24 protein-coding genes are annotated in these 20,897 nt (G+C 45.8%); 11 read left to right on the top strand and 13 right to left on the bottom strand.

Going from position 1 to position 20,897, the window contains the following annotated elements:
• Nucleotides 1–332 precede the first annotated feature (332 nt).
• The 11 genes from PJIAN_RS06660 to PJIAN_RS06710 are packed head-to-tail and all read right to left on the bottom strand — an operon-like array spanning nucleotide 333 to nucleotide 6,892.
• On the bottom strand, nucleotides 333–836 hold the full coding sequence (locus PJIAN_RS06660; RefSeq protein ID WP_236714385.1) for a GNAT family N-acetyltransferase: 504 nt from the start codon (nucleotides 834–836) through the stop codon (nucleotides 333–335).
• A gap of 11 nt (nucleotides 837–847) precedes the next feature.
• Entirely contained in the window at nucleotides 848–1,879 is a 1,032-nt protein-coding gene (gene arsB / locus PJIAN_RS06665; RefSeq protein WP_068703357.1) for an ACR3 family arsenite efflux transporter, read from the bottom strand.
• A gap of 5 nt (nucleotides 1,880–1,884) precedes the next feature.
• Entirely contained in the window at nucleotides 1,885–2,322 is a 438-nt protein-coding gene (gene arsN2, locus PJIAN_RS06670) for an arsenic resistance N-acetyltransferase ArsN2 (RefSeq protein ID WP_153802506.1), read from the bottom strand.
• A 14-nt stretch (nucleotides 2,323–2,336) separates the two neighbouring features.
• Entirely contained in the window at nucleotides 2,337–2,636 is a 300-nt protein-coding gene (gene hgcB / locus PJIAN_RS06675) for a mercury methylation ferredoxin HgcB (RefSeq protein ID WP_068703362.1), read from the bottom strand.
• 1 nt (nucleotide 2,637) lies between these two features.
• Nucleotides 2,638–3,669: a mercury methylation corrinoid protein HgcA gene (hgcA, locus tag PJIAN_RS06680; RefSeq protein WP_068703364.1), complete on the bottom strand. Its 1,032-nt coding sequence runs from the start codon at nucleotides 3,667–3,669 to the stop codon at nucleotides 2,638–2,640.
• A complete protein-coding gene (locus PJIAN_RS06685) occupies nucleotides 3,666–4,088 on the bottom strand; it encodes an arsenate reductase ArsC (RefSeq protein WP_068703366.1) in 423 nt (140 codons plus the stop codon). The genes hgcA and PJIAN_RS06685 overlap by 4 nt, the downstream gene beginning before the upstream one ends.
• 33 nt (nucleotides 4,089–4,121) lie before the next feature.
• Nucleotides 4,122–5,141 (bottom strand): permease, encoded by a 1,020-nt coding sequence (locus PJIAN_RS06690; protein ID WP_068703368.1) that lies wholly within the window; start codon nucleotides 5,139–5,141, stop codon nucleotides 4,122–4,124.
• A 15-nt stretch (nucleotides 5,142–5,156) separates the two neighbouring features.
• Nucleotides 5,157–5,861 carry an aromatic aminobenezylarsenical efflux permease ArsG family transporter gene (locus PJIAN_RS06695; RefSeq protein WP_068703370.1) on the bottom strand — a complete coding sequence of 235 codons (705 nt, stop codon included), beginning with the start codon at nucleotides 5,859–5,861 and terminating at the stop codon, nucleotides 5,157–5,159.
• A gap of 6 nt (nucleotides 5,862–5,867) precedes the next feature.
• Nucleotides 5,868–6,296, bottom strand: a complete 429-nt coding sequence (locus PJIAN_RS06700; protein ID WP_068703372.1) for a nitrophenyl compound nitroreductase subunit ArsF family protein — start codon at nucleotides 6,294–6,296, stop codon at nucleotides 5,868–5,870.
• Nucleotides 6,293–6,541, bottom strand: a complete 249-nt coding sequence (locus tag PJIAN_RS06705; RefSeq protein WP_068703374.1) for a thioredoxin family protein — start codon at nucleotides 6,539–6,541, stop codon at nucleotides 6,293–6,295. Before PJIAN_RS06705 ends, PJIAN_RS06700 begins: the two co-directional genes overlap by 4 nt.
• A gap of 18 nt (nucleotides 6,542–6,559) precedes the next feature.
• The gene (locus PJIAN_RS06710; protein WP_236714386.1) at nucleotides 6,560–6,892 is read right to left on the bottom strand and encodes an ArsR/SmtB family transcription factor; all 333 of its coding nucleotides are present in this window, start codon (nucleotides 6,890–6,892) and stop codon (nucleotides 6,560–6,562) included.
• 221 nt (nucleotides 6,893–7,113) lie between these two features.
• Between PJIAN_RS06710 and PJIAN_RS06715 the strand changes: the two genes are divergently transcribed.
• The 7 genes from PJIAN_RS06715 to PJIAN_RS06745 all read left to right on the top strand — a co-directional run bounded on the left by PJIAN_RS06715 (nucleotide 7,114) and on the right by PJIAN_RS06745 (nucleotide 13,767).
• On the top strand, nucleotides 7,114–7,740 hold the full coding sequence (locus tag PJIAN_RS06715) for an MgtC/SapB family protein (RefSeq protein WP_068703378.1): 627 nt from the start codon (nucleotides 7,114–7,116) through the stop codon (nucleotides 7,738–7,740).
• Between the two features lie 17 nt (nucleotides 7,741–7,757).
• The gene (locus PJIAN_RS06720; protein WP_068703380.1) at nucleotides 7,758–8,852 is read left to right on the top strand and encodes a winged helix DNA-binding domain-containing protein; all 1,095 of its coding nucleotides are present in this window, start codon (nucleotides 7,758–7,760) and stop codon (nucleotides 8,850–8,852) included.
• Nucleotides 8,842–9,225 (top strand): VOC family protein, encoded by a 384-nt coding sequence (locus PJIAN_RS06725; RefSeq protein ID WP_068703381.1) that lies wholly within the window; start codon nucleotides 8,842–8,844, stop codon nucleotides 9,223–9,225. The genes PJIAN_RS06720 and PJIAN_RS06725 overlap by 11 nt, the downstream gene beginning before the upstream one ends.
• A 36-nt stretch (nucleotides 9,226–9,261) precedes the next feature.
• A complete protein-coding gene (locus PJIAN_RS06730) occupies nucleotides 9,262–11,673 on the top strand; it encodes a mechanosensitive ion channel family protein (protein ID WP_084252313.1) in 2,412 nt (803 codons plus the stop codon).
• A gap of 95 nt (nucleotides 11,674–11,768) precedes the next feature.
• Nucleotides 11,769–12,335 (top strand): pentapeptide repeat-containing protein, encoded by a 567-nt coding sequence (locus tag PJIAN_RS06735; protein ID WP_068703385.1) that lies wholly within the window; start codon nucleotides 11,769–11,771, stop codon nucleotides 12,333–12,335.
• An 11-nt stretch (nucleotides 12,336–12,346) separates the two neighbouring features.
• The gene (locus PJIAN_RS06740; RefSeq protein ID WP_068703387.1) at nucleotides 12,347–12,808 is read left to right on the top strand and encodes a GNAT family N-acetyltransferase; all 462 of its coding nucleotides are present in this window, start codon (nucleotides 12,347–12,349) and stop codon (nucleotides 12,806–12,808) included.
• 80 nt (nucleotides 12,809–12,888) lie between these two features.
• Complete coding sequence (locus tag PJIAN_RS06745) at nucleotides 12,889–13,767, top strand: energy transducer TonB (protein WP_068703389.1); 879 nt, start codon at nucleotides 12,889–12,891, stop codon at nucleotides 13,765–13,767.
• Here PJIAN_RS06745 and PJIAN_RS06750 read toward each other — a convergent pair.
• Both PJIAN_RS06750 and PJIAN_RS06755 read right to left on the bottom strand, forming a co-directional pair.
• Entirely contained in the window at nucleotides 13,754–14,380 is a 627-nt protein-coding gene (locus PJIAN_RS06750) for a TatD family hydrolase (RefSeq protein WP_068703391.1), read from the bottom strand. The genes PJIAN_RS06745 and PJIAN_RS06750 overlap by 14 nt on opposite strands.
• A gap of 69 nt (nucleotides 14,381–14,449) precedes the next feature.
• Nucleotides 14,450–15,862, bottom strand: a complete 1,413-nt coding sequence (locus PJIAN_RS06755; RefSeq protein ID WP_068703393.1) for an ATP-dependent DNA helicase — start codon at nucleotides 15,860–15,862, stop codon at nucleotides 14,450–14,452.
• A 362-nt stretch (nucleotides 15,863–16,224) separates the two neighbouring features.
• Here PJIAN_RS06755 and PJIAN_RS06760 point away from each other — a divergent pair, with 362 nt between their 5' ends.
• From PJIAN_RS06760 to PJIAN_RS06775, 4 genes are all read left to right on the top strand, one after another.
• Nucleotides 16,225–16,899, top strand: coding sequence for an ABC transporter ATP-binding protein (locus PJIAN_RS06760; protein WP_068703395.1), 675 nt, complete (start codon nucleotides 16,225–16,227; stop codon nucleotides 16,897–16,899).
• Nucleotides 16,900–16,933: 34 nt separating this feature from the next.
• Nucleotides 16,934–18,187: an ABC transporter permease gene (locus tag PJIAN_RS06765; RefSeq protein ID WP_068703396.1), complete on the top strand. Its 1,254-nt coding sequence runs from the start codon at nucleotides 16,934–16,936 to the stop codon at nucleotides 18,185–18,187.
• Between the two features lie 156 nt (nucleotides 18,188–18,343).
• On the top strand, nucleotides 18,344–19,591 hold the full coding sequence (locus PJIAN_RS06770) for an ABC transporter permease (protein WP_068703398.1): 1,248 nt from the start codon (nucleotides 18,344–18,346) through the stop codon (nucleotides 19,589–19,591).
• Between the two features lie 101 nt (nucleotides 19,592–19,692).
• Nucleotides 19,693–20,829, top strand: coding sequence for an efflux RND transporter periplasmic adaptor subunit (locus tag PJIAN_RS06775; RefSeq protein WP_068703400.1), 1,137 nt, complete (start codon nucleotides 19,693–19,695; stop codon nucleotides 20,827–20,829).
• Nucleotides 20,830–20,897: the final 68 nt, after the last annotated feature.

The following is a 20,897-nucleotide window of genomic DNA, read 5'->3' on the forward strand; positions in this document are numbered from 1 at the left end:
TACTTCCATTTTTTATCTCAATTGTACGTTTTATTTCTCTACCCCAAAGATAAAAACAATATTTTTAAATATTAACAATTACGCCATTTAAAAAAACTTATCTGAATTTATGCACATTCCCAATACTGGTGGGAGTTTCCGACCTGTGTTCCCATGATGATGCAAGCATGACATTTTCGTTCAAACTCCATTCTGTTATATAGAAACGCAGAGTAAAATCAGTCCCGTTAACACGAAGATGCAACACAAGTTACGCTTTCGATAAACTTACGCCCAAATAGGGAAAGGAATTACAAAGGCGATAACCAGGAGGAAATCGCCTTTGTAATACGTTAATCGATACCCACCACGCGACTGCGTCTCTCCAACATTGCCACATCGCGCCACTCGGAATTCATTTTGCCAATCCGCTCTTTGATGCCAATGGTACGGAAATCGTATTTTTGGTGCAACCGCATGCTGGCAGCATTTTCAGGAAATACACCCGATTGAAGAGTCCATACCCCCTGTGTTTCAGACTCTTCAATCAGCGCCTTCATTAAACTATCGCCCACGCCTTGTCCCCGAAAAGCAGGATCAACATAGATGCTTACCTCCGCCACACCGGCATATACCGGTCGGGCCGAAACGGGCGAAAGAGCAGCCCATCCGGCCACTTTTCCTTCGCAAAGCGCCACCAGACGACAATCCGGTCGGTGAGCCTTGTTCCAGGCTTCCCACGACGGAGCTTCAGTTTGAAACGTAGCATTACCGGTGGCAATACCGGCTTCGTAGACACGCGCCGCATCGGGCCAATGTTCGGCAGTAAGAGATTGAATAGTAATTTGTTTCATCATAAAATAAATAATCAAAATCGTTTACGGAACCAAAAAGCGACATTTACCAGCGCTATCATTACCGGCACCTCAACCAACGGTCCGATTACGGCGGTAAAAGCTTCTCCGGAATTGATGCCAAAAATAGCAATGGCAACGGCAATGGCCAGCTCGAAGTTATTGCTGGCAGCAGTAAACGAAAGGGTAACAGATTGTTCGTAAGTAGCCCCCACCTTTTTGCTCATTAAGAACGAAAAGAAGAACATCGCTACAAAATAGATCACCAGCGGAATGGCAATACGCACTACGTCCAGCGGAATTTTCACAATGTATTCGCCCTTGAGCGAAAACATTACCACGATGGTAAACAGAAGTGCAATCAGTGTAAGCGGCGATATTTTAGGTACAAAACGGGTGTCATACCACTGATTGCCTTTAATACGAGTGAGAATGAACCGTGTCAGAAAGCCGGCAATCATGGGGATACCCAGGTAAACAAAGACGCTTTTGGCAATGGAGGCCATCGTAATTTGTGCCACCGTTTCGTTCACCGGCAGTCCGAACCAACCGGGCAGGATGGCAATGAACACGTAGGCATAGACCGAAAAGAGCAGCACCTGAAAGAGCGAATTGAAAGCCACCAGTCCGGCCGCATATTGGCGGTCTCCCTTTGCCAGATCGTTCCACACAATCACCATGGCAATGCAGCGAGCCAGCCCGATCAATATGAGTCCGTACATGTAACTGATGTTGAACCGGAGGAAAATAATAGCCAGCAAAAACATCAGCACCGGACCGATAATCCAGTTCTGCACCATCGAGAGCCCCAAAATCTTTCTGTTTTTGAACACATCACCCAACTCTTCGTATTTCACCTTAGCTAAAGGCGGATACATCATCACTATCAATCCGATAGCAATGGGAAGATTGGTAGTGCCCGACGAAAAAGAGTTCCAGAATGCGGCCACTCCGGGGAAATACCAGCCGGAGAAGACTCCGATAAACATGGCAAGAAAAATCCAGAGTGTCAGGTAACGGTCGAGAAATTTAAGTCGTGTATTCATAACGGTTAAATATCAAATTTCATTACAATGGAAGAGAGTGGACAGAGCGACGCAAACTCGGTGGTAGCGCCAATCGCATCGGGTACTTCATCGCGCCCGATACGTTGCCAGCCCAACCGATCGAAATATTTATCGGCAGTGGTGGTCAGCAGAAAAAGATGACCGATTCCCTTTTGTTTGGATTGAGCTAGCGCCTCCTGATAAAGACGCGCGCCAATTTGCTGACTCCGGAAATGTGCATCCACAACGAAAGAGCGCAGCAAAGCGCTATTTCCGTACACTTCGAACGCAATCGTTCCGATCACTGTCTGATTGTGCAGCGCAACCAGAAAAAATTGTTTGCCCAGATCGATATCGCTACCCGGCAATTGACTCGCTTCCAGTAAGGCTTTTATTTGAGCCTGATCCTCTGCGGTTGCCACCCTTATTTTCAATGTTTCCATAATCGTTTTTATTTTCAACAACAAGCTTTAGATCCGGTAGAACAATCGCACGACGGCTCGGTGCCTCTCAATATTCCGTTCAGGATGCCTGCGGCGCACCCTACCCCGGCCTTGACACTGATAGCGCCGAAACGGCAGTTGTTTGCACAGGCTCCGCACTCCATGCAATCGTCGATATCGACGATGCGGGCTTTGCCGTTTGCCATCTCAAAGACCGCATGAGGACATACCACCGTGCACATACCGCATCCAGTACATAAATCGGGTTTGAGTTTGAGGGTAACCACGTTCTTCAAATATTGTAACGTCTTCATGTTAGAACAGTTTTGAAAGGATAAAAAGAATAACACCCAACGCAAGTGCCCCGATCTGCATGGGAATGGCCCATTTCATCTCTTTTTGCACCCCCGATAGCGAGGTAAAGGTGGACGATCCGGTAAAATTCATTGCCATAAAGGAAGAGACGCTAAGGCTAATCAGTCCGATGGCAATGGCTTCGGGCAAGGCAGGATGCAGCAACACTATCCACAACCAGGAAGTGAGCAGACCCCAGAAAGCGCCCTTTAGGGCAAACGGACGAAAAGGCACCCACGGCAAAAAGAGCGGGGTGAGTACAATGCCGGCAACATACGCACTAAAGATTGTAATCAACGGGAAGGCCGATTCGCTTACCATTTTATCGAACAAAAAGCCGCTACGATCAAGTCCTGCAATAACAAAGAGGAATGCCAGAACCGCCAGCAGCTTGTATTTCCGGTACATAAAATCAACCGGAATCAGTTTGGCCCGCTCCTTCATGGGAAAACGTACCAGCCGCATCGCGGGAGTAGCCTTGTATCCGGCTTCTATAAACGGTTTGATATCTTTAGCCAATACCGGTCCGAAATTGATTCTAAAACCTGACAGTTCCTTTACTTTGTGTGCCGCCACTCCGCTGGCTGACAGTTGCGGCGCAATGATGCGGCGATGCGTCACCACGCTCTCCAACGATGTCTTTTTTATACCACGTACAACTACGTCGGTACCGAAGTTGCCTTTTCCGGCAGCACACCACACATTGACGCCCTTCGTGTCTACCACCAGAATCCATAGGTTCGTACCGCCGAGCTCTTTGCGCAGCATATCGAAACTAAGCTTGTAGTTGGCAGAAAGCAGCACATCCGATTGGCTGTCGGGATTCCCGATCTTATAAAGCCCCGGAGTTACTTTGTAATCATCGCGTCCAACCCCAAAGCGTACCTTCAAAGCGCCCAGCTTGTCAGTGAGGGTCAACTGTGCCGACACGCGGGGGATTCGGGCTGTCTGCAATCCGAGGTCATGGAATTTTACAGAAGCTGTAATGCTCATTTCCCTTTGATATTCTCGACGTAAAACGTATAAAAACCCTCTTTGATTTCGTCACGCACCCGACGGAACTCGCTCCAGATAAAGTCATCGCTACCCACAACATGGCTCGGATCGTCGAACCCTATATGCAAACGATGTTTCACCTTACCAAAGAAAGCAGGGCAACTCTCGTTAGCTCCGCCACAAACGGTAATCACATAGTCCCACTCTTCGTTGAGGTACTTCTCCACCGGATCGGAAGTGTGATGACTGATGTCGATACCCGCTTCGCGCATCACGGCAACCGCTTTCTCGTTGAGTTTACCGCTTGCCTGCGTTCCTGCCGAGCAAACGATCAGGCTTGGATCGAACGATTGCAACCAGCCGTGAGCCATCTGACTACGGCAACTATTTCCTGTGCATAAAATAAGAATCTTCATATTTGTAAATCGTTATATTGGTTTGCAAATGTGTTACATAATAAGATTAAACAGAAACCCGACCAGCATAATTCCGGTGGCAACAATGGCCGCAAACGTGAATATTAGCGGGAGTTTCAATACTTTGCGGAGTATAATCATCTCGGGCAACGACAAGGCAATGACCGACATCATAAACGCCAGCGCAGTGCCTAAGGCGGCTCCTTTTTCTATGAGAACGGAAACAATGGGCACGATACCCGCCGCATTCGAATAGAGCGGAACGCCAATTAATACCGACAGGGGAACCGCATACCAGACATCTTTTCCCATCAGCGATGCCATAAATTCGGCCGGCACATATCCGTGTACTCCGGCACCGACGGCAATACCCAGTGCCACATAGAGCCACACTTTACTCACAATCTCCTTTACGGCGGTCAATCCCATTCCGATGCGCTGCGGAAAAGTAATCTTCTCCTCTTCCATCTCTCCTTTTTCAAAACGTGTGGCATATACCCACTCTTCCACCCATTTTTCCAGATGAAGTCGACCGATAATCCATCCGGCCAGAATGGCAATCGCAAGACCTGTAGAGATATAGATCAACACCGTTTTCCATCCGAACATTCCATAAAGCAGCACAACAGCCACTTCATTGATCATCGGCGCGGCAATCAGGAATGAGAAAGTGATACCCAAAGGCACTCCCGACTCGATAAACCCAAGAAACAATGGAATTGCCGAACAGGAACAAAATGGAGTAACAATGCCCAACATAGCTGCCATCACATTGCCGGTAAAGGTATTTTTTCCTTCGAGTGCTTTGCGGGTACGTTCGGGTGTAAAGAAACTACGCACAATACCCACGAAAAATATAATGAGTACCAGCAGCAGTAACACCTTGGGAAATTCAAAGATAAAGAACCTGATCGCTTCGGTTAGCGGAGCTCCGTTCGACATGCCGGGTAAGATCCCCACAATCCAGTCAGCCAATGGCTGTAAATTGACATAGAGAAGGTACCAAACCGGCAACGCCAGTAGTGTCCAGGAAATAAGTCTGTTCTGCTTCATACGATTTCTTTCCGTTTATTTAATGACATACAAAATGAGCAGATAGTAAATACCTACCGCAATAAACACGACCGAGACAACTCTCCGAAACCATAACTCAAAGATTTTTATCTTGTTGTAAACAGTCCCCACATTGCTAACCGCAAATGCAAGCAGCCAGGCAAACAGGATAACCGGTAGCCCGGTGGCTATGGCAAAAACTACCGGAAGATAGAGGCCTCCCGCACTCGAAACGGTCATAGGGATGAGCATCGCGAAATAAAGCACACCGCTGTAAGGGCAAAAGGCCAGTGCAAATACCACCCCCAAAAGAAGCGAACTCCAGACAGTTCCGTTTTTACGTTCACCGATTTTGTCGGTCAGTTTGTGTAAGCCCGGAAATTTAACCGGAATCACCCCAAGCATCACCAGTCCGATAACGATCAGCAGCGGACCGAGTACCTTCTCACCCCATCCCTGAAAAAAGAGCGAAACGTTCATTTTGCTGGCTCCGAAGTAGATGATTAGCGCCAAACCGACATAACTGATTGCCCGTCCGAGGGTGTAGACCAAGCCATTGTAAAATACCCTCCGGCGATCGGACAGATCGCGGCTGATAAATCCGATGGCTGTAATGTTGGTTGCCAGCGGACAAGGACTGATGGCGGTCATCAGTCCCAATACAAACGCAGTCAAAAAGCCGTATTGAGAATTATCCAGAATGCTTTGGAGAAAATCCATAGTACTTTAACGAATAAGCGGATCGATGATTTTTTTGAGCTCTGCCTTCAGTTTGTCCGGATTGTTTCGGGCATACATAAAGCCCTGATCGGTCAGATCGAAGCGTTTATTTCCACTGATAACGAGCAATGCCTGCCCTTCGGCTTTACAGCGCGTAGCCATAGCCTTGCTTGCTTTATCATCCAGATTCAATGATTTAAAAGTGATGATTCCCTGCTTCGATTGAGCCGGATAAAGTGCTGCAACGGCTTTTTGCGATTCGGTTTCGACAGCCTGGCAAGTCACACAACGACGGGTAAAATGGAAATAATAAACCTCAATTTTAGCCTGCTTAACTGTCGCAGCCGGAGCCGGAGCACCCTTTTTTACGGTTTGGCTTCCAACAAAAGAAGCTACAAAAAGCAAAATCAATGAGAATAGGACTGTTCTTTTCATATCAGAAAAATTTTATTGGTTAATATCTGTTTCAGTTCATCGTTGGACGGTACCCGTCCTTTTACCACCACTTTCCCGTCGACAACCAGCGCAGGTGTTGTCATCACATTGAATTTCATGATTTCCATGATATCTTCCACTTTGGTAACCTCTGCGTCGATGTTGTTTTGAGCCACCACTTCGCGCACCGCCTTTTCAAGCGATTTACATTTGGCACATCCCGTACCCAATACTTGAATTTTCATCTGTATATAATTAAAATGTTAGTCACAGCAATCTTTGTTCTCTTTCAGAGAATTGAAAAAACCATTGAAATAAGCCTGCGCTTTTGCCCAGTTCTCGCGATGGATACAATATTTCACCTTGGGAACTTCAATGGTTCCGGTGATCAGTCCGGCATCTTTCAACTCTTTCAGATGTTGAGAAACGGTAGCCTTGGCAATCGGCAGTTCGTTATTGATATCGCCAAAATAGCAACTATCCAGATTGGCTAAAAAGCTAAGGATGGCAATGCGTGACGGATGCCCCATCGCTTTAGCAAAGCGCGCAAGTTGCTCATTATCTATTATATAATCTTGTTTTTCGCAGCAATTCATAGCGTAAATAATTTTAATGTTCGTTGTTCGCAAAATTACGAACATAATCTTTATTGCAAAGTTAAATGATGTTATTTTTATAGCGCACACAAAAATTAAGAATCGAATTAGTTCTCTGTGCTAAAAAAACATATTGCTAAACCAGTGCTATTTTGAGTTTGTTTAATGAAAAAGTCCCAACTATTCGTATTTTTGTACATCACATCTAACTCTTGTAGCTTATGCAATTAGACTACGTACCTTATGTGCAGATATTGGCAGCCTTTGCAGCAGGCGCTACTCTGGGATTGGAGCGGGAGTACCACAACAAACCGGCCGGATTCCGTACCATGATTCTGATTACTGTGAGTTCATGTCTGTTTACCATCCTGTCGGTATCCTGGACGGGCGACGACCGTATTGCCTCTAACATAGTGACTGGCATTGGCTTTATCGGTGCCGGCGTGGTTTTCAAAGAAGGAGCCAACGTCAAGGGAATCACTTCTGCCGCCATAATCTGGATGGCTGCGGCTATCGGAATGTGCATCGGATTGCAGCATTACGTGCTGGCAGCTATGGTGGTAGTGCTGGTGATGCTGGTATTGCTGGCTCTGTTCAAGTTTGAAACGGCATTCGACAACCTTCACCAAATGAAAAGCTATGAAATTCGTTTTGTCGCCGAAGAATATTCTATCGATGAACTGGAACGGGAATTTACCAGCATGCACATTAAATTTCTACGCACCAAAACCAGCAAACAAATGGGCATTGTGAGCGTGGAATACAACATTGAGATTCATCCGGGCAAGCGTGATCAGTTCGAGTCATTCCTGATTCGTAATTCTCACATTTCCAGCTTCGAATCATAATAACAACCCTTATCAAAATGACTCTTCAGGAGATAACTACCCTGCGTTTACAAAATCAACAAATTCTCACCAAACATTCGGGAAACATTGCTTCTCTGGTAAAAAAGATGGGCGCTTTACAGGCTCAGGATTACGCCATGGCAAAATGGGCTTTAGGTGTACGCCTGCCATCTATTTCGGACGAGAGCGTAAATGAAGCGATGATCTCGGCATCCATAATCCGCACTCATGTATTGCGTCCTACCTGGCACTTCGTTCCTGCAAGCGATGTTGTCTGGATGACACGACTCTCAGCCGACCGGATTAAAACGTCCATGGGAACCCGCGACCGTCAACTGGAATTGACGGAAGACGTTTTCACCTCATCCAACAACATTTTAGCGGCTGCTCTGGCTGATGGAAAATCTTTGAACAGGGAAGAGATTGCCCGGCTTCTGCAACAAAAAGGCATCCGGACAAATGAAAACCGTTTGTCGCACCTGTTGATGCGTGCCGAACTGGAACTGATCATCTGTAGCGGAACTTACCGGCAAGGGAAGCCTTCGTTCAGATTATTGGAGACATGCATTCCTAAGCCTCTTGAACTCTCGAAAGAAGAATCTCTGGCAACCCTGGCAAAACGCTATTTTTCGACCCACGGGCCGGCAACACTTGCCGACTTTATATGGTGGTCAGGTCTCTCGCAAAGTGAAGCCAGACAAGGACTCGAAGCGAACCAACGTGACTTTGAATCGCTCACAATTGAGGGAAAAACCTACTGGATGAGTAAGGATTTTTGCACGGATAAAAACAACAGTGCACAGGTGCATCTGCTACCAGCCTTCGATGAATACCTGATCAGCTATCGCGACCGCTCGGCGATGATTGCTCCCCATCATAATCCCAAAACAATCTACATCAACGGGGTCTTTCGGCCTATAGTAGTGGTTAACGGGAAAGTGGCAGGACTCTGGTCGCGAACGACGAAGAAAGACGTAGTAACTGTAAACGTGTCTATGTTTGATGATTTTTCAGACGAGATCAGGCTCCTGATTGAAAAGTGTGTTAAATCGTACGGCATCTTTCTGGGAAAAAGTGTAGATTTGAAGATTGAAAAACAATATGAAGATTGACCATATAGCACTCTGGGTGAAAGACCTGGAAGGCATGAAAAATTTCTACCTGAAATATTTTGACTGTAAATCAGGAGAACGGTACGAGAATCCAACCAAGGGCTTCTCTTCTTTTTTTATCCGGTTTGATGACGGCGCGCGCCTTGAACTAATGCATCGCAACGATATCTCGGAGCATAACAGCAGGGATGCTTTCGGATGGACTCATCTGGCTATTCAGGTTGGAAGCAAGGCTGAAGTTGACCGCATGACATGTAGGTTTGAAGAAGATGGTCTGACAGTTGAGAGTCGCCCCCGTGTTACCGGTGATGGGTATTACGAAAGTGTAATTCTCGATCCGGAAGACAATCGGATTGAATTGGTAAGCGAGTGAGAATGAGTAAAAAAAATAAGATTTAGATATTCAGCAATGAAGAAATTGGTTTTGTTAGTCGGAATGTTGGTGAGCATCGTTACAATGGCTCAGACACCACAAGTTGTTCCGGCTCCTGCGGCTGCAACCGACACGAGTAAAGTCAGCAAAGATACTAAGCACGATACGCTCCGCCATCGTCGAAAAATGATGTGGGCAGCCGCTGACACGATTACCTCCGGAGATTACATGATGAGTATCGAGCGGGTAAACGATAAGCTCAATGCCATTCGCGACAGTGTAAAGATGAGTTTGGAAGTGATGGGCGCCGGTCGTCGGTTGGATAAAATCACTAAAGATATTGCAGAAATAAAAGAACGTCTCGGGGGACGACGAGCAAGGGTCAATCTGCGCAACCTGTACCTTTATCAGAGTTTTCTTGACAACCTCGACGAAGACAATCAACAGATACGACAATATCTTATGTCTACCTACAGCCGCTTTTACCGGTCCAAACTGGGAATAAAAACGGTAATGAAAGACTCCATTTTCAAACGTCTGGATAAGGATACGATAATGGCCAAGCAGTTTGACCAGCGTCTCGATCGTATGCAACGCAAATGGGTACGTACCGACAGCATGACCCGCGTCGGACTAAACATGCTGAACGAATTGAAGATGAAAGTGTCTGACAATTCGATGAATATTGGAAATATGCTCAATATGATTGACAACCGACTTGATAAGGCCGACATGCAACTGTTCGGCAAAGAAGCTCCCTGTTTATGGCAATTCAATGTTCCCGATACCGTCAATTCAAAATTATACAAATCGGCCTCATCTATCTCTCTCCTTGAGCAAAAAGCGCTTGCCTATTATTTCGACAAGACTTCGCAAAGACGGATTGTGATGCTGTTGGTTGCCCTGTTGCTATTGGGTTGGTGGTGGTTTAAGCGACGCCAATTTAAAGACATCCGCAATCAGAAAGCAGAATTTGCGTTTCTTCACCTGAAATACATCAATAGCCATCCTGTTTTATCGCTGTTGATGATTCTCTTTGCATTGATACCTTTCTTTGACGCATACGCCCCTACCCTCTATCTGACAGGCGAATACCTTATTTCGTTCATCATCGCATCGGTGATTTTCTATTCGCAGTGGGATCGTAAAACATGGTATGCCTGGATTGCACTGGTGGTCATGTTTGTGGTCGTTTCGGTTTCTTACGTGTGGACAGAACCTAAATTGCTTCCGCGTTACTGGCTGGTCTTGTTGCAAATCGGTGTCATTGTGTTTGCCATGCGATTCTACAACCGTTGCAACGACAAGGTTTCATTCCGCCAATGGATTCGCATATCGCTGTATGTAACGCTTCTACTGGCCGGATTATCTATTTTGACCAATATTTTCGGACGTTTTTCACTAGCCGGAATCATTGGGGTAGCATCCATTTTCACTCTTGTTCAAGCAATCACGCTACCGCTTTTCATTAACACGGCTCTGGAAGTTATCTTATTGCAGATTCAATCCGGTCGCGTACGCAAAGGCATAACAGCACCTTTCGATCCCTCTCTGGTAGTCAAAAAGCTGAAATTACCCTTGATTGCTTTTGCTATTGTACTGTGGATAATGATGCTGGCATCCAACCTAAATGTTTACCACGGCATTAGCGAATGGGTAAGCAACCTGCTGACTTCTCCACGTACGGTAGGAAGCATTTCGTTCAAATTATCGAGCGTGTTACTGTTTTTTATAATTATCTGGTTTGCTCATATTTTGCAGCGGCTTATCAGCTTCTTGTTTGGCGAAACCGGCAATGAAGCCGAAGACGGAATCATTTCAAAAGGACAACACTCGCGTTTGCTGATGCTTCGTCTTTTGGTGCTTTGCGGTGGTTATCTGTTGGCCGTGGCCGCCTCGGGATTACCTATCGACAAAATCACCATCGTTCTCGGTGCTCTCGGTGTTGGTATCGGTATGGGCTTGCAAAATATCGTAAACAATTTCGTATCAGGTATCATACTCATCTTCGACGGTTCGTTGCAGATCGGCGATGTGATCGAAGTGAGCGGACAAGCGGGAAAAGTAAAAGAAATTGGCCTGAGAGCCAGCACGCTCAATACCGCCGACGGTGCGGAAGTAATTATACCAAACGGCACTATTCTGTCGCAAAACATTGTCAACTGGACATTTAGTAACGATCAGCGACGAGTGATGATAGAACTCACGCTCTCCGGTGACGAACTGGATTCCAATATTATCAATGCAATAATCAACACAACAGTCGGCACTGTGCCTAACGTTATCAAAAAGAAACAACCGGTCATCCTGTTTACAAACGTACAGGAACGCTCGTGCCGTCTGACGGTGCGCTTCTGGAGCACCATTTCTAACACAGATCAGGTGAAGAGTGACGCTCTGCTCAAGCTGAAAGAAGCATTTTTGACCAAGGGAATTGTGATGGGATGAGCAGAGCACGCAGTATTCAGTACTCAGTAATTTATTGATTCACTTGCAGAAAAGGTTTTTATTGGCACATTAGCATATTGAAAAATTGAAGTAACATGCCTATTTACGACGATAAAGAATTTACAAATAAAGCATTTACACAGGAAGAACTCCGCAATTGTGAGTTCGATAACTGCACCTTTACCAACTGCGATTTTTCGGAAGCAGAATACATGGCCGGAACATATATCGATTGCCGGTTTGTCGGTTGCAACCTGAGCATGGTTAAAATGAACAACTGTCAGCTTAACAACGTGAGTTTTAAAGGTTGTAAGCTGATGGGCACATCGTTCATCGACTGCAAAGATACATTACTCAACGTCCGTTTCGACGATTGTATGATGGACTACAGCCTGTTATCGGGGAAGAAATTAGTCAAGACTCCGTTCGTCAACTGTTCGCTACGCAACTCCGATTTTTCCGAATGCGATTTGAGTAAAGCCCGTTTTGCTGAGTGTAATCTTGAAAATGCGGTTTTTCTGCACACAAATCTGAAAGAGGCCGATTTTCAGACTGCATTCAATTATATCATCGACCCGGATGCCAACATACTTCGCAAGGCAAAATTTTCGTTGCAGGGTGTGCCCGGTTTATTGGCGAAATACGGAATTATCATCGAATAAACAACCCTGACATGTTGAAACTGGAACGAACGACCAATGAAGACGGAGAGTTTCGTCGGCTGATTGCAGAATTGGACGAAGATCTTAACAGCCGATATGGAGAATTGCAGAAACAATACAATGGTTTTAACCGGGTTGATAAAATCGACACCGTGGTCATTGCCCGGATAGAAAACGAAGCTGTAGGTTGTGGTTGTTTCAAACCGTTTGATAACAAAACGGTAGAAATAAAGCGGGTTTTCGTTCAGAAAAATTTCAGAGGAAATGGCATTGCCGATGCCATTCTGAAAGAATTAGAAACATGGGCTGGTGAACTGGAATTTACCACAGCCATCCTCGAAACAGGCAAAGGTCAGCCCGAAGCCATCCGATTCTACACAAGACAGGGCTATACCGTCATCCCCAACTTCGGGCAATATATCGGAAACGATAATAGCGTATGTATGAAGAAACTCTTCCACATTAAATTTTAACCGCAGATTAAACTTTTCATTCAAACAATATTTTGTTAATATAAATTTTTATATATTTGTCGGACATAAAACCAAATAATATGTCGACTACCAAACGCCTTCTCTTTTCCGCCTGCTTTTTGACCCTTGTTCTCGCCATACACGCTCAAGCGATAGTATATCTGGATGCGAATGACAAGCCGGTTAAAAAACCGTCCAAAGCCTCCAAATACATGACCATAACCCGGGATTCCGTAAACCCCGACAAAGCTGAGACCCGACTTTATGACATGGAAAACCGCCAGCTGAAACTTAATAATTTTTCCTCTTTAATTCTTACAAAACAAGACGGAGTTCAACGTGAATGGTATTTATCTGGACAAATAAAAAGTGAATGGATTATGCAGGAAGGCAAGTTAAATGGATATAACAGAACCTGGTTTGAAAACGGACAGATCAAAAGCGATGCCTATTATAAAGACAATTTACAGTACGGATCTGATAAAGAGTGGTATCAAAACGGGCAGTTGTTGAGATCTGCGGAATATACCGACAATAAAATTAATGGCAAATTATTGACATATTGGCAAAACGGACATTTAAGAAGAGCTGACATTTATGACATGGGAGAATTAAAGGAAGGACAATGCTTTGATTCGTTGGACAATAAGGTTCCTTACATAAAATACATGGAAATGCCTAAATTTCCGAACGGAGATGTCTCTGCATATTTAGCTCGCACCGTTCAATATCCTATTATGGCTCAGAAAAACAGAATTCAGGGACGAGTAATAGTACAATTCGTTGTTGATAAAAATGGCACAATTTCTGAGATAAAGGTGGTAAAATCTGTCGATTCATCATTGGATAGAGAGGCTATCAGGATTGTGAGCAGAATGCCCAACTGGATTCCGGGGAAAAGAGAAGGAGAGCCGGTAAGAGTCAAATATACCTTACCTGTAAATTTCAGACTGCAATAGTTTTATCGTGCATGTGAATATCAATGAATTGGCTGTCCATATTTGCGATTAACCGATTGGCTTGACTAAGCAATTCTTCAACCGAAACTCCCTTCACTTCGGCAATTTTACAGTAAATCTCTTCAATCGGCAACCTGCTTTCATCCGTTTCGGTGCAAAGCTTTTCTAACGGTGTTATGCGCAGACTATCGACATTGAACTTTTCTCCGAACGACAGATACAACCCCAACTCCAGCAACTGACTTGCCAGTTCCGGCTTACCGCGAAAGCCATGAATGACCCAGGGCACGGAAGGCAACATCTTTTTTCTGATGCCAATCAGCTCCGGCCATGCCTTCACACAATGTATAATCAACGGTTTTTGCACCTCTTCGGACAATTCGATTTGTCGGAGAAAGACCGTCTGCTGCAATGCAAAATCGGTTTTACAAAGCTTGTCCAATCCGGCTTCGCCAATCAGCATCACCCGTTTTTTGCCCGCTACTTCGCCCAGCATCCGCAACTGTTCTTCCCAGTCGGTACCGACATGCCACGGATGCAAACCGACGGAAATCAAGCGTTCGCTTTGATCCGTCAATGCTTCGGCAGGAGATAGATTATAAATAGTTATCATTATTTCATGAATTCAAGTACTCTGCAATACATCAACTGAGTACTGTTTACTGCATACTGAGTACTTCTTCTATTGTTTGAAAAACTCTTTCGCAAAGCTCACCAGATAGACTTTTTCGGTGGCACGGGTCAATGCTGTGTAAAGCCAGCGGTAATAATCGGTATTGAGCTGCTCTTCGGGAATGTTTCCCTGATCGATAAAGACCGTCTGCCACTGCCCGCCCTGCGCTTTGTGACAAGTGACCGCATAGGCGAACTTCACCTGCAAAGCATTGTAAAATTCGTCCTTTTGCATTGCTTTGGCCCGTTCGCGCCGGTTGCCGATATGAGCATAATCTTCGCTCACTGCTTCGTAGAGTTTTTTATTCATTTCATTCAGACTGGCAGGCGTTTCGGCCTGTAGGGCTTCCACCAAAATGCGGGCTTCTATCTCGCAGTCGTAATCGATAAATCGCAGCAACACATCCGCAAAACGGAAGCCGTACAACTCTTTATAACGAAGGATACGCTGCACCTCGGCCACATCACCGTTGGCAATAAACTCCATTTCGGGGTAATCCTTGCTCCAAAAATAGTTATTCTTCACCACCATCACCAGATCGCCGCCACTGAGCTCCTCCTCCTTCTGAAACACACGGGCACGAATGCCGTTGTTGTAGAGGTTGGCCCGTTTGTTGGAACGGGTAATGACGATGGTCTCCTCCACGCCGGTTTTGTTGTATTCTGCCTGTAAAGTATCGATCAATTCGTCGCCGGGAAGATTCCGGATATCAGCAAAGGGTGCTACCTCAAATTGCGGGTGCAGATGAGTCGTTCCTTCCAGCAAATTGTTGCGTAAAGCAGTGGCATTAAAAAGGATTCCGCTTTCTTCGGCCTGACGCGCCACCTGTGTAAGCGTGAAATCGGTCACATTCAACCCGAAACTTTGCAATTTCGATAGTTCCAGTGCGGGACTCATGGGTTGCATCACCGGCGGCAACTGAGCCGTATCGCCCAGCAAAATCATGCTGCAACCATCACTTCCGTAGACATATTGCACCAGATCATCAAGCAATTGTCCCGAACCGAACATACTCCCTTCGCCGGAAAGATTGGCTATCATTGATGCCTCATCGACAATGAATAGCGTGTGCTTGTGGAGATTATTGTCGAGCGTGAAGATAAAATCGGCAGCTGATTTTTGACGGTAAATCTTTTTATGAATAGTAAAAGCCGGATGACCCGAATAGTGCGACAGTACCTTGGCCGCTCTACCCGTGGGAGCCAGCAACATCACCTTTTGCTGAAGCTCGTCGAACGTCTTCACCAGAGCACTCACTACCGAAGTCTTTCCCGTTCCGGCATATCCTTTCAGCAAAAAAGCCTTTTCCCGTTCCTGTGAAGTAAGAAAAACCGATAGAGAATCAATGAGAGCAGCTTGTTGTGCCGTAGGCTCGAAAGGGAGATGGGAGCGTATTTTATCTATAAGAAAACGATTGAGCATAAACTGAACTCTTTCTGCCGTGCAATTTGAGCGGGATCAATAAACAGAAACCGCGTCAATATCACGACATAAAAAACAATAAGAAAGCCGATTAAGCAACTCAAACACCGACAACCCCAAGATTTGTTTGGTTAAAGTAAATTAAAAGATAAACCACAGAGTTTGAAGCTATAAAACTTACTTTATCTTTGCAGTGTATTATTGTAGTAATACAATGGTACTATAAAACACATTAACCTTGATTCGTTGTTGAATTACCGGCCAGAACTACAAATGTACGGTTTTATTCGCAACCTGCAGTAAAGGCTGTAATTATTCAGGCGAAAAGTGCTATTTCAATCGAAAGCAAATATTTACACTCAATGATAACACTACGCGACGTAAACAAAACCTACTACACAGAAGCAACTTCGCTGCATGTATTGAAAGGCATCGACCTTCACATCGAGCAAGGTGACTATGTGTCGATAATGGGCGCTTCGGGTTCCGGCAAATCCACTTTGCTGAACATATTGGGGATTCTGGACAATTACGATACCGGCGATTACTACCTCAACAACAAATTGATCAAAGACCTGTCGGAGACACAAGCTGCCGCTTACCGCAACGAGATGATCGGTTTCGTGTTTCAATCGTTCAACCTGATCAACTTCAAAAATGCGATGGAAAACGTGGCGCTACCACTTTACTACAAAAACATCAGTCGCAAAAAGCGCAATGCCATCGCACTGGAATACCTCGACCGCATGGGTCTGAAGGATTGGGCATACCATCTTCCGAACGAAATGTCGGGTGGACAAAAACAGCGGGTGGCCATTGCACGTGCCATCATCTCGCAACCCAAAATTCTGCTGGCCGACGAACCGACCGGTGCACTTGACAGCCAAACCACCGAAGAGGTGATGCAATTGCTCGGAGAACTTAACCAGACCGGCATCACCACCATCATCGTTACGCACGAAAAGGCCGTAGCCGACGAAACGCGCAAAGTAATCCACATCAAAGACGGGCTGATACAGCATATAGAACACAACTAACCTTTCAACCGGATACATCCACAATCTTCATTCGATGAACATACTTCAGGAAATATGGTCGAGTCTCCGACACAACAAAATGCGCACCATGCTCACGGGCTTATCTGTATCGTGGGGCATCTTTATCCTGATTGTATTGCTTGGTGCCGGTAACGGGTTAAGCAACGGCGTCCGGAGCAACTTCAACTCGAGAGCAACCAATTCCGTACAATTGTGGTCGGGCAAATCTTCCATGCCTTACCACGGCTTGATGGCCAACCGCACCCTCGATTTTTCGAACAGACAGGTCAAAGACATTGACGAACAGCTACGGGAACCGGACAAAAAGAGCGGCATTATCGACAAACAATCGACAGTGACCTACGGAACAGAATATGGCAACTATTCACTACGTGGCGTCGACCCCACCTATAAAGATATTTTCAATTTGAAATTCGACCCGGAAGGTGGACGTTTTATCAATAAAAACGATTTGAAGGATCATAGCAAAGTGGTGGTTATCGACAAGAAAATAAAAGAGGTGCTTTTCAAGAAGGAACCGGCATTGGGCAAATACGTCAAAATCGGGTCGGTGATGTTTCGCGTTATTGGCATCAACTCAAAGAAAGAACAATACGGCAATCCGACCTGCTACATCCCTTTTACTACGGCACAACTGATTTACAACCCCAACCAGAAGTTCGGCAGCATTGCCATGACAGTAAACGGGCTGGATTCGAAAGCAAAAAACGACTCGTTCAACAAGAAACTGATTGGAGTAATGTCGCGTAGTCTCTACTTCGACCCCAAAGATGAGCAGGCCATCTACATCCGCAACGCACAGCGCGACTACCTCCAAACGATGAAAATATTCAACGGCATCACGCTGTTTGTCTTTATCATAGGGATATTTACACTGATTGCCGGCATCGTTGGGGTGAGCAATATTATGCTGGTATCGGTCAAAGAGCGTACCCGCGAAATCGGTATCCGCAAAGCAATAGGCGCTCCTCCTGGATCGATCCTGCGCTCCATCATCATCGAGTCGATTCTGATTACCGGCATATTCGGTTACTTCGGTATGGTGTTAGGCATCGGACTGACGGAATTGGTCAACTATATTATGGTACAGACGGCAGCGCAAAGCACCTCTGAAAACGACATGACCATATTTATGAATCCGACCGTGTCGCTGACCTACGTATTCATTTCGACCTTTATTTTGATTATCTCCGGTATCATTGCCGGATATATGCCGGCCCGCAGAGCCGTACGCATCAAGCCTATCGAGGCAATGCGGGAAGAATAACCTCAATGTGCCAATATGCTAATATGCCAATAAGAACTTGAGGTTGTGGAAATTCGAGAACAGGCGGAATGCAACTTAGTTAAATTCAATTGTCTCAGATTGAAATTGTAAATAGTAACCCCGATAGCTATCGGGATAAATTGTAAATATACACACATGTTTGACTTAGATCGCTGGCAAGAAATATGGTACACCATCAAGCACAACAAATCGCGAAGTGTGATGACGGCTTTCGGTGTATTTTGGGGCATGTTTATGCTCGTCTGCATGGTGGGTGCCGGTTCTGCGCTCAAAAACGGCATGGAATCGACCATCGACGGCTTTGCCACCAACTCCTGTTTTGTCTACGATCAACAGACAACCGAACCCTACAAAGGTTTCAAGAAAGGAAGAAACTGGTCGATACAGAATGAAGACATTCCGTTGCTGCTGAAAGGAGTTCCCGAGATACAGTATCTGGCTCCCGTACTTTTCGGCGGACAGGGCGCCAACAATGTGGTGCGCAAGGATAAATCAGGAACGTTCAACATAAAAGGCAACTACCCGAGCTACAACAAAATAGAAGAGAACAAGCTGATTTACGGACGCTACATCAACGACATCGACATTGCCGAAAAACGAAAAACCTGCGTGATAGGCGAACGGGTCAGCGAGGTGTTGTTCGGCAAAAACGTCAACCCGGTAGGACAGAACGTGAAAGTGATGGGCATCTATTTTCAGGTGATCGGAGTAGCGCGCAGCATTTCGCAGGTCAACCTTGGCGGCCGCGGCGAAGAGTCGGTTGTACTACCGTTTACCACTATGCAACAAGCCTTCAACATGGGCACCAAGGTCCACTTCATCGCCGCAACAGCAATACCAGGCGTTCGCGTAAAAGTGATAGAAGAGAAAATCAATCAGATTCTGAAAAAACAGCACAACATAGCTCCGTCCGATAAAGCCGCGATAGGCGGATTCAACATCGAAGAGCAGTTCACCATGTTCCTCTATCTGGGCATCGGCATCGCGGTACTCATCTGGATTGTAGGAGCTGGGACGTTGTTTGCCGGAGGTATCGGCGTAAGTAACATCATGCTGGTAACGGTGCGCGAACGAACCAAAGAGATCGGAATCCGTCGTGCGCTGGGGGCGACACCCCGCACCATCATTCGCCAGATTATCAGCGAAAGCATTGTACTCACGCTGATGGCCGGTATTGCCGGATTGATGCTCGGAGTGGGATTGCTGTCGTTGGTAGGATTGGTACTAAGCCAGACCGACAGTTTCTTTCAGGAGCCCCAAATCAGTTTTGCCGTGGCCATCGTATCATTAGTAATACTGCTCATTATCGGCATATTGGCCGGACTCGTTCCCGCCAACCGCGCCATGACCATCAAACCGATTGAGGCAATACGGGAGGAATAAAAAAATCGTTGAATCGTTGAATCGTTGAATCGTGTAATTGTTTAATTGCTTAATCGCTTAATTGTAAAATTGTAAAATTGTTCCAAAATAATAGTTTCCCCATGAAAAAATTCTTCAAAATCTTTTTTTTAGTACTATTGGGCGTTGTAGTACTCGGTACTTTTTTCTTTCTCTGGAAAAAATCGCAGCCGGTAGTAAAGAAATACGAAATTGCCGAAGTAACGATAGGTAATATTGAAAAACGCATCGTGGCTACCGGTAAAATATCTCCGCGCAACGAGGTGTTAATCAAGCCGCAAATGTCGGGTATCATTGCCGAGATTTATAAAAAAGCGGGCGACAAGGTGAAGGTAGGCGATTTGATTGCCAAAATCAAAGTTATCCCCGACATGGTAAGCCTCAACAGCGCCGAATCGCGGGTAACCCGGGCACAATTGGCCTACGACCAGTCGAAGAAGAACTACGACCGCGACTCCAAATTACTTAAAGAAAAGGTGATATCGAAAGAAGAGTTCGATAAAACCCGCCTGCAATACGAAAACGACAAAGAGGAGCTGGGCGCCGCCAAAGACAACCTCAGTCTGGTACGCGACGGGATTACCAGCAGCAAATCGCAGGTAAGCAATACGTTGGTGCGCTCCACCATCAACGGTACCATTCTTGACATTCCGGTGAAAGTTGGGAACTCGGTGATTCAATCCAATAGTTTCAACGACGGAACGACAATTGCTACCGTGGCCAATATGAGCGACATGCTTTTTGTGGGAAAACTGGACGAAACGGAAGTGGGCAAACTGAAAACCGGTATGACGATGGATATTACCATCGGCGCTATGCAGGATCAGAAACTGACCGCAACCTTGGAATACATCTCTCCAAAGGGAACGGAAGAGAACGGAGCCATCATGTTCGAAATGAAGGCTGCCCTCAAAATCCCCGCCTCGGTATTTGTACGTGCCGGCTACAGCGCCAACGCCGAGATATTGCTCAACAAATTGTCCAATGTCCTGACTCTTCCCGAAAACTGCATCGAATTCAGCGGTGACACCTCCTATGTTTATGTTTTGAAGACCAAAGAGCCGCAGGCATTTGACAAAAAGGTGGTCAAGGTTGGATTATCCGATGGCATCAAAATCGAAGTACAATCGGGTTTGAAAGCGAAGGATAAAGTACGCGGAGCCGAAATATTGGCGAAGAAGAAGGAGCAAAAATCGGATGAAAAATCGGACGACAGATAAGCTGACAACCGGAGCATACGGCACCGTGCCACAAACGCGAGGTGTTCCGGCTCCGGAGTTACATCACT

The organism is Paludibacter jiangxiensis (genome assembly GCF_001618385.1).
Lineage (GTDB): Bacteria > Bacteroidota > Bacteroidia > Bacteroidales > Paludibacteraceae > Microbacter > Microbacter jiangxiensis.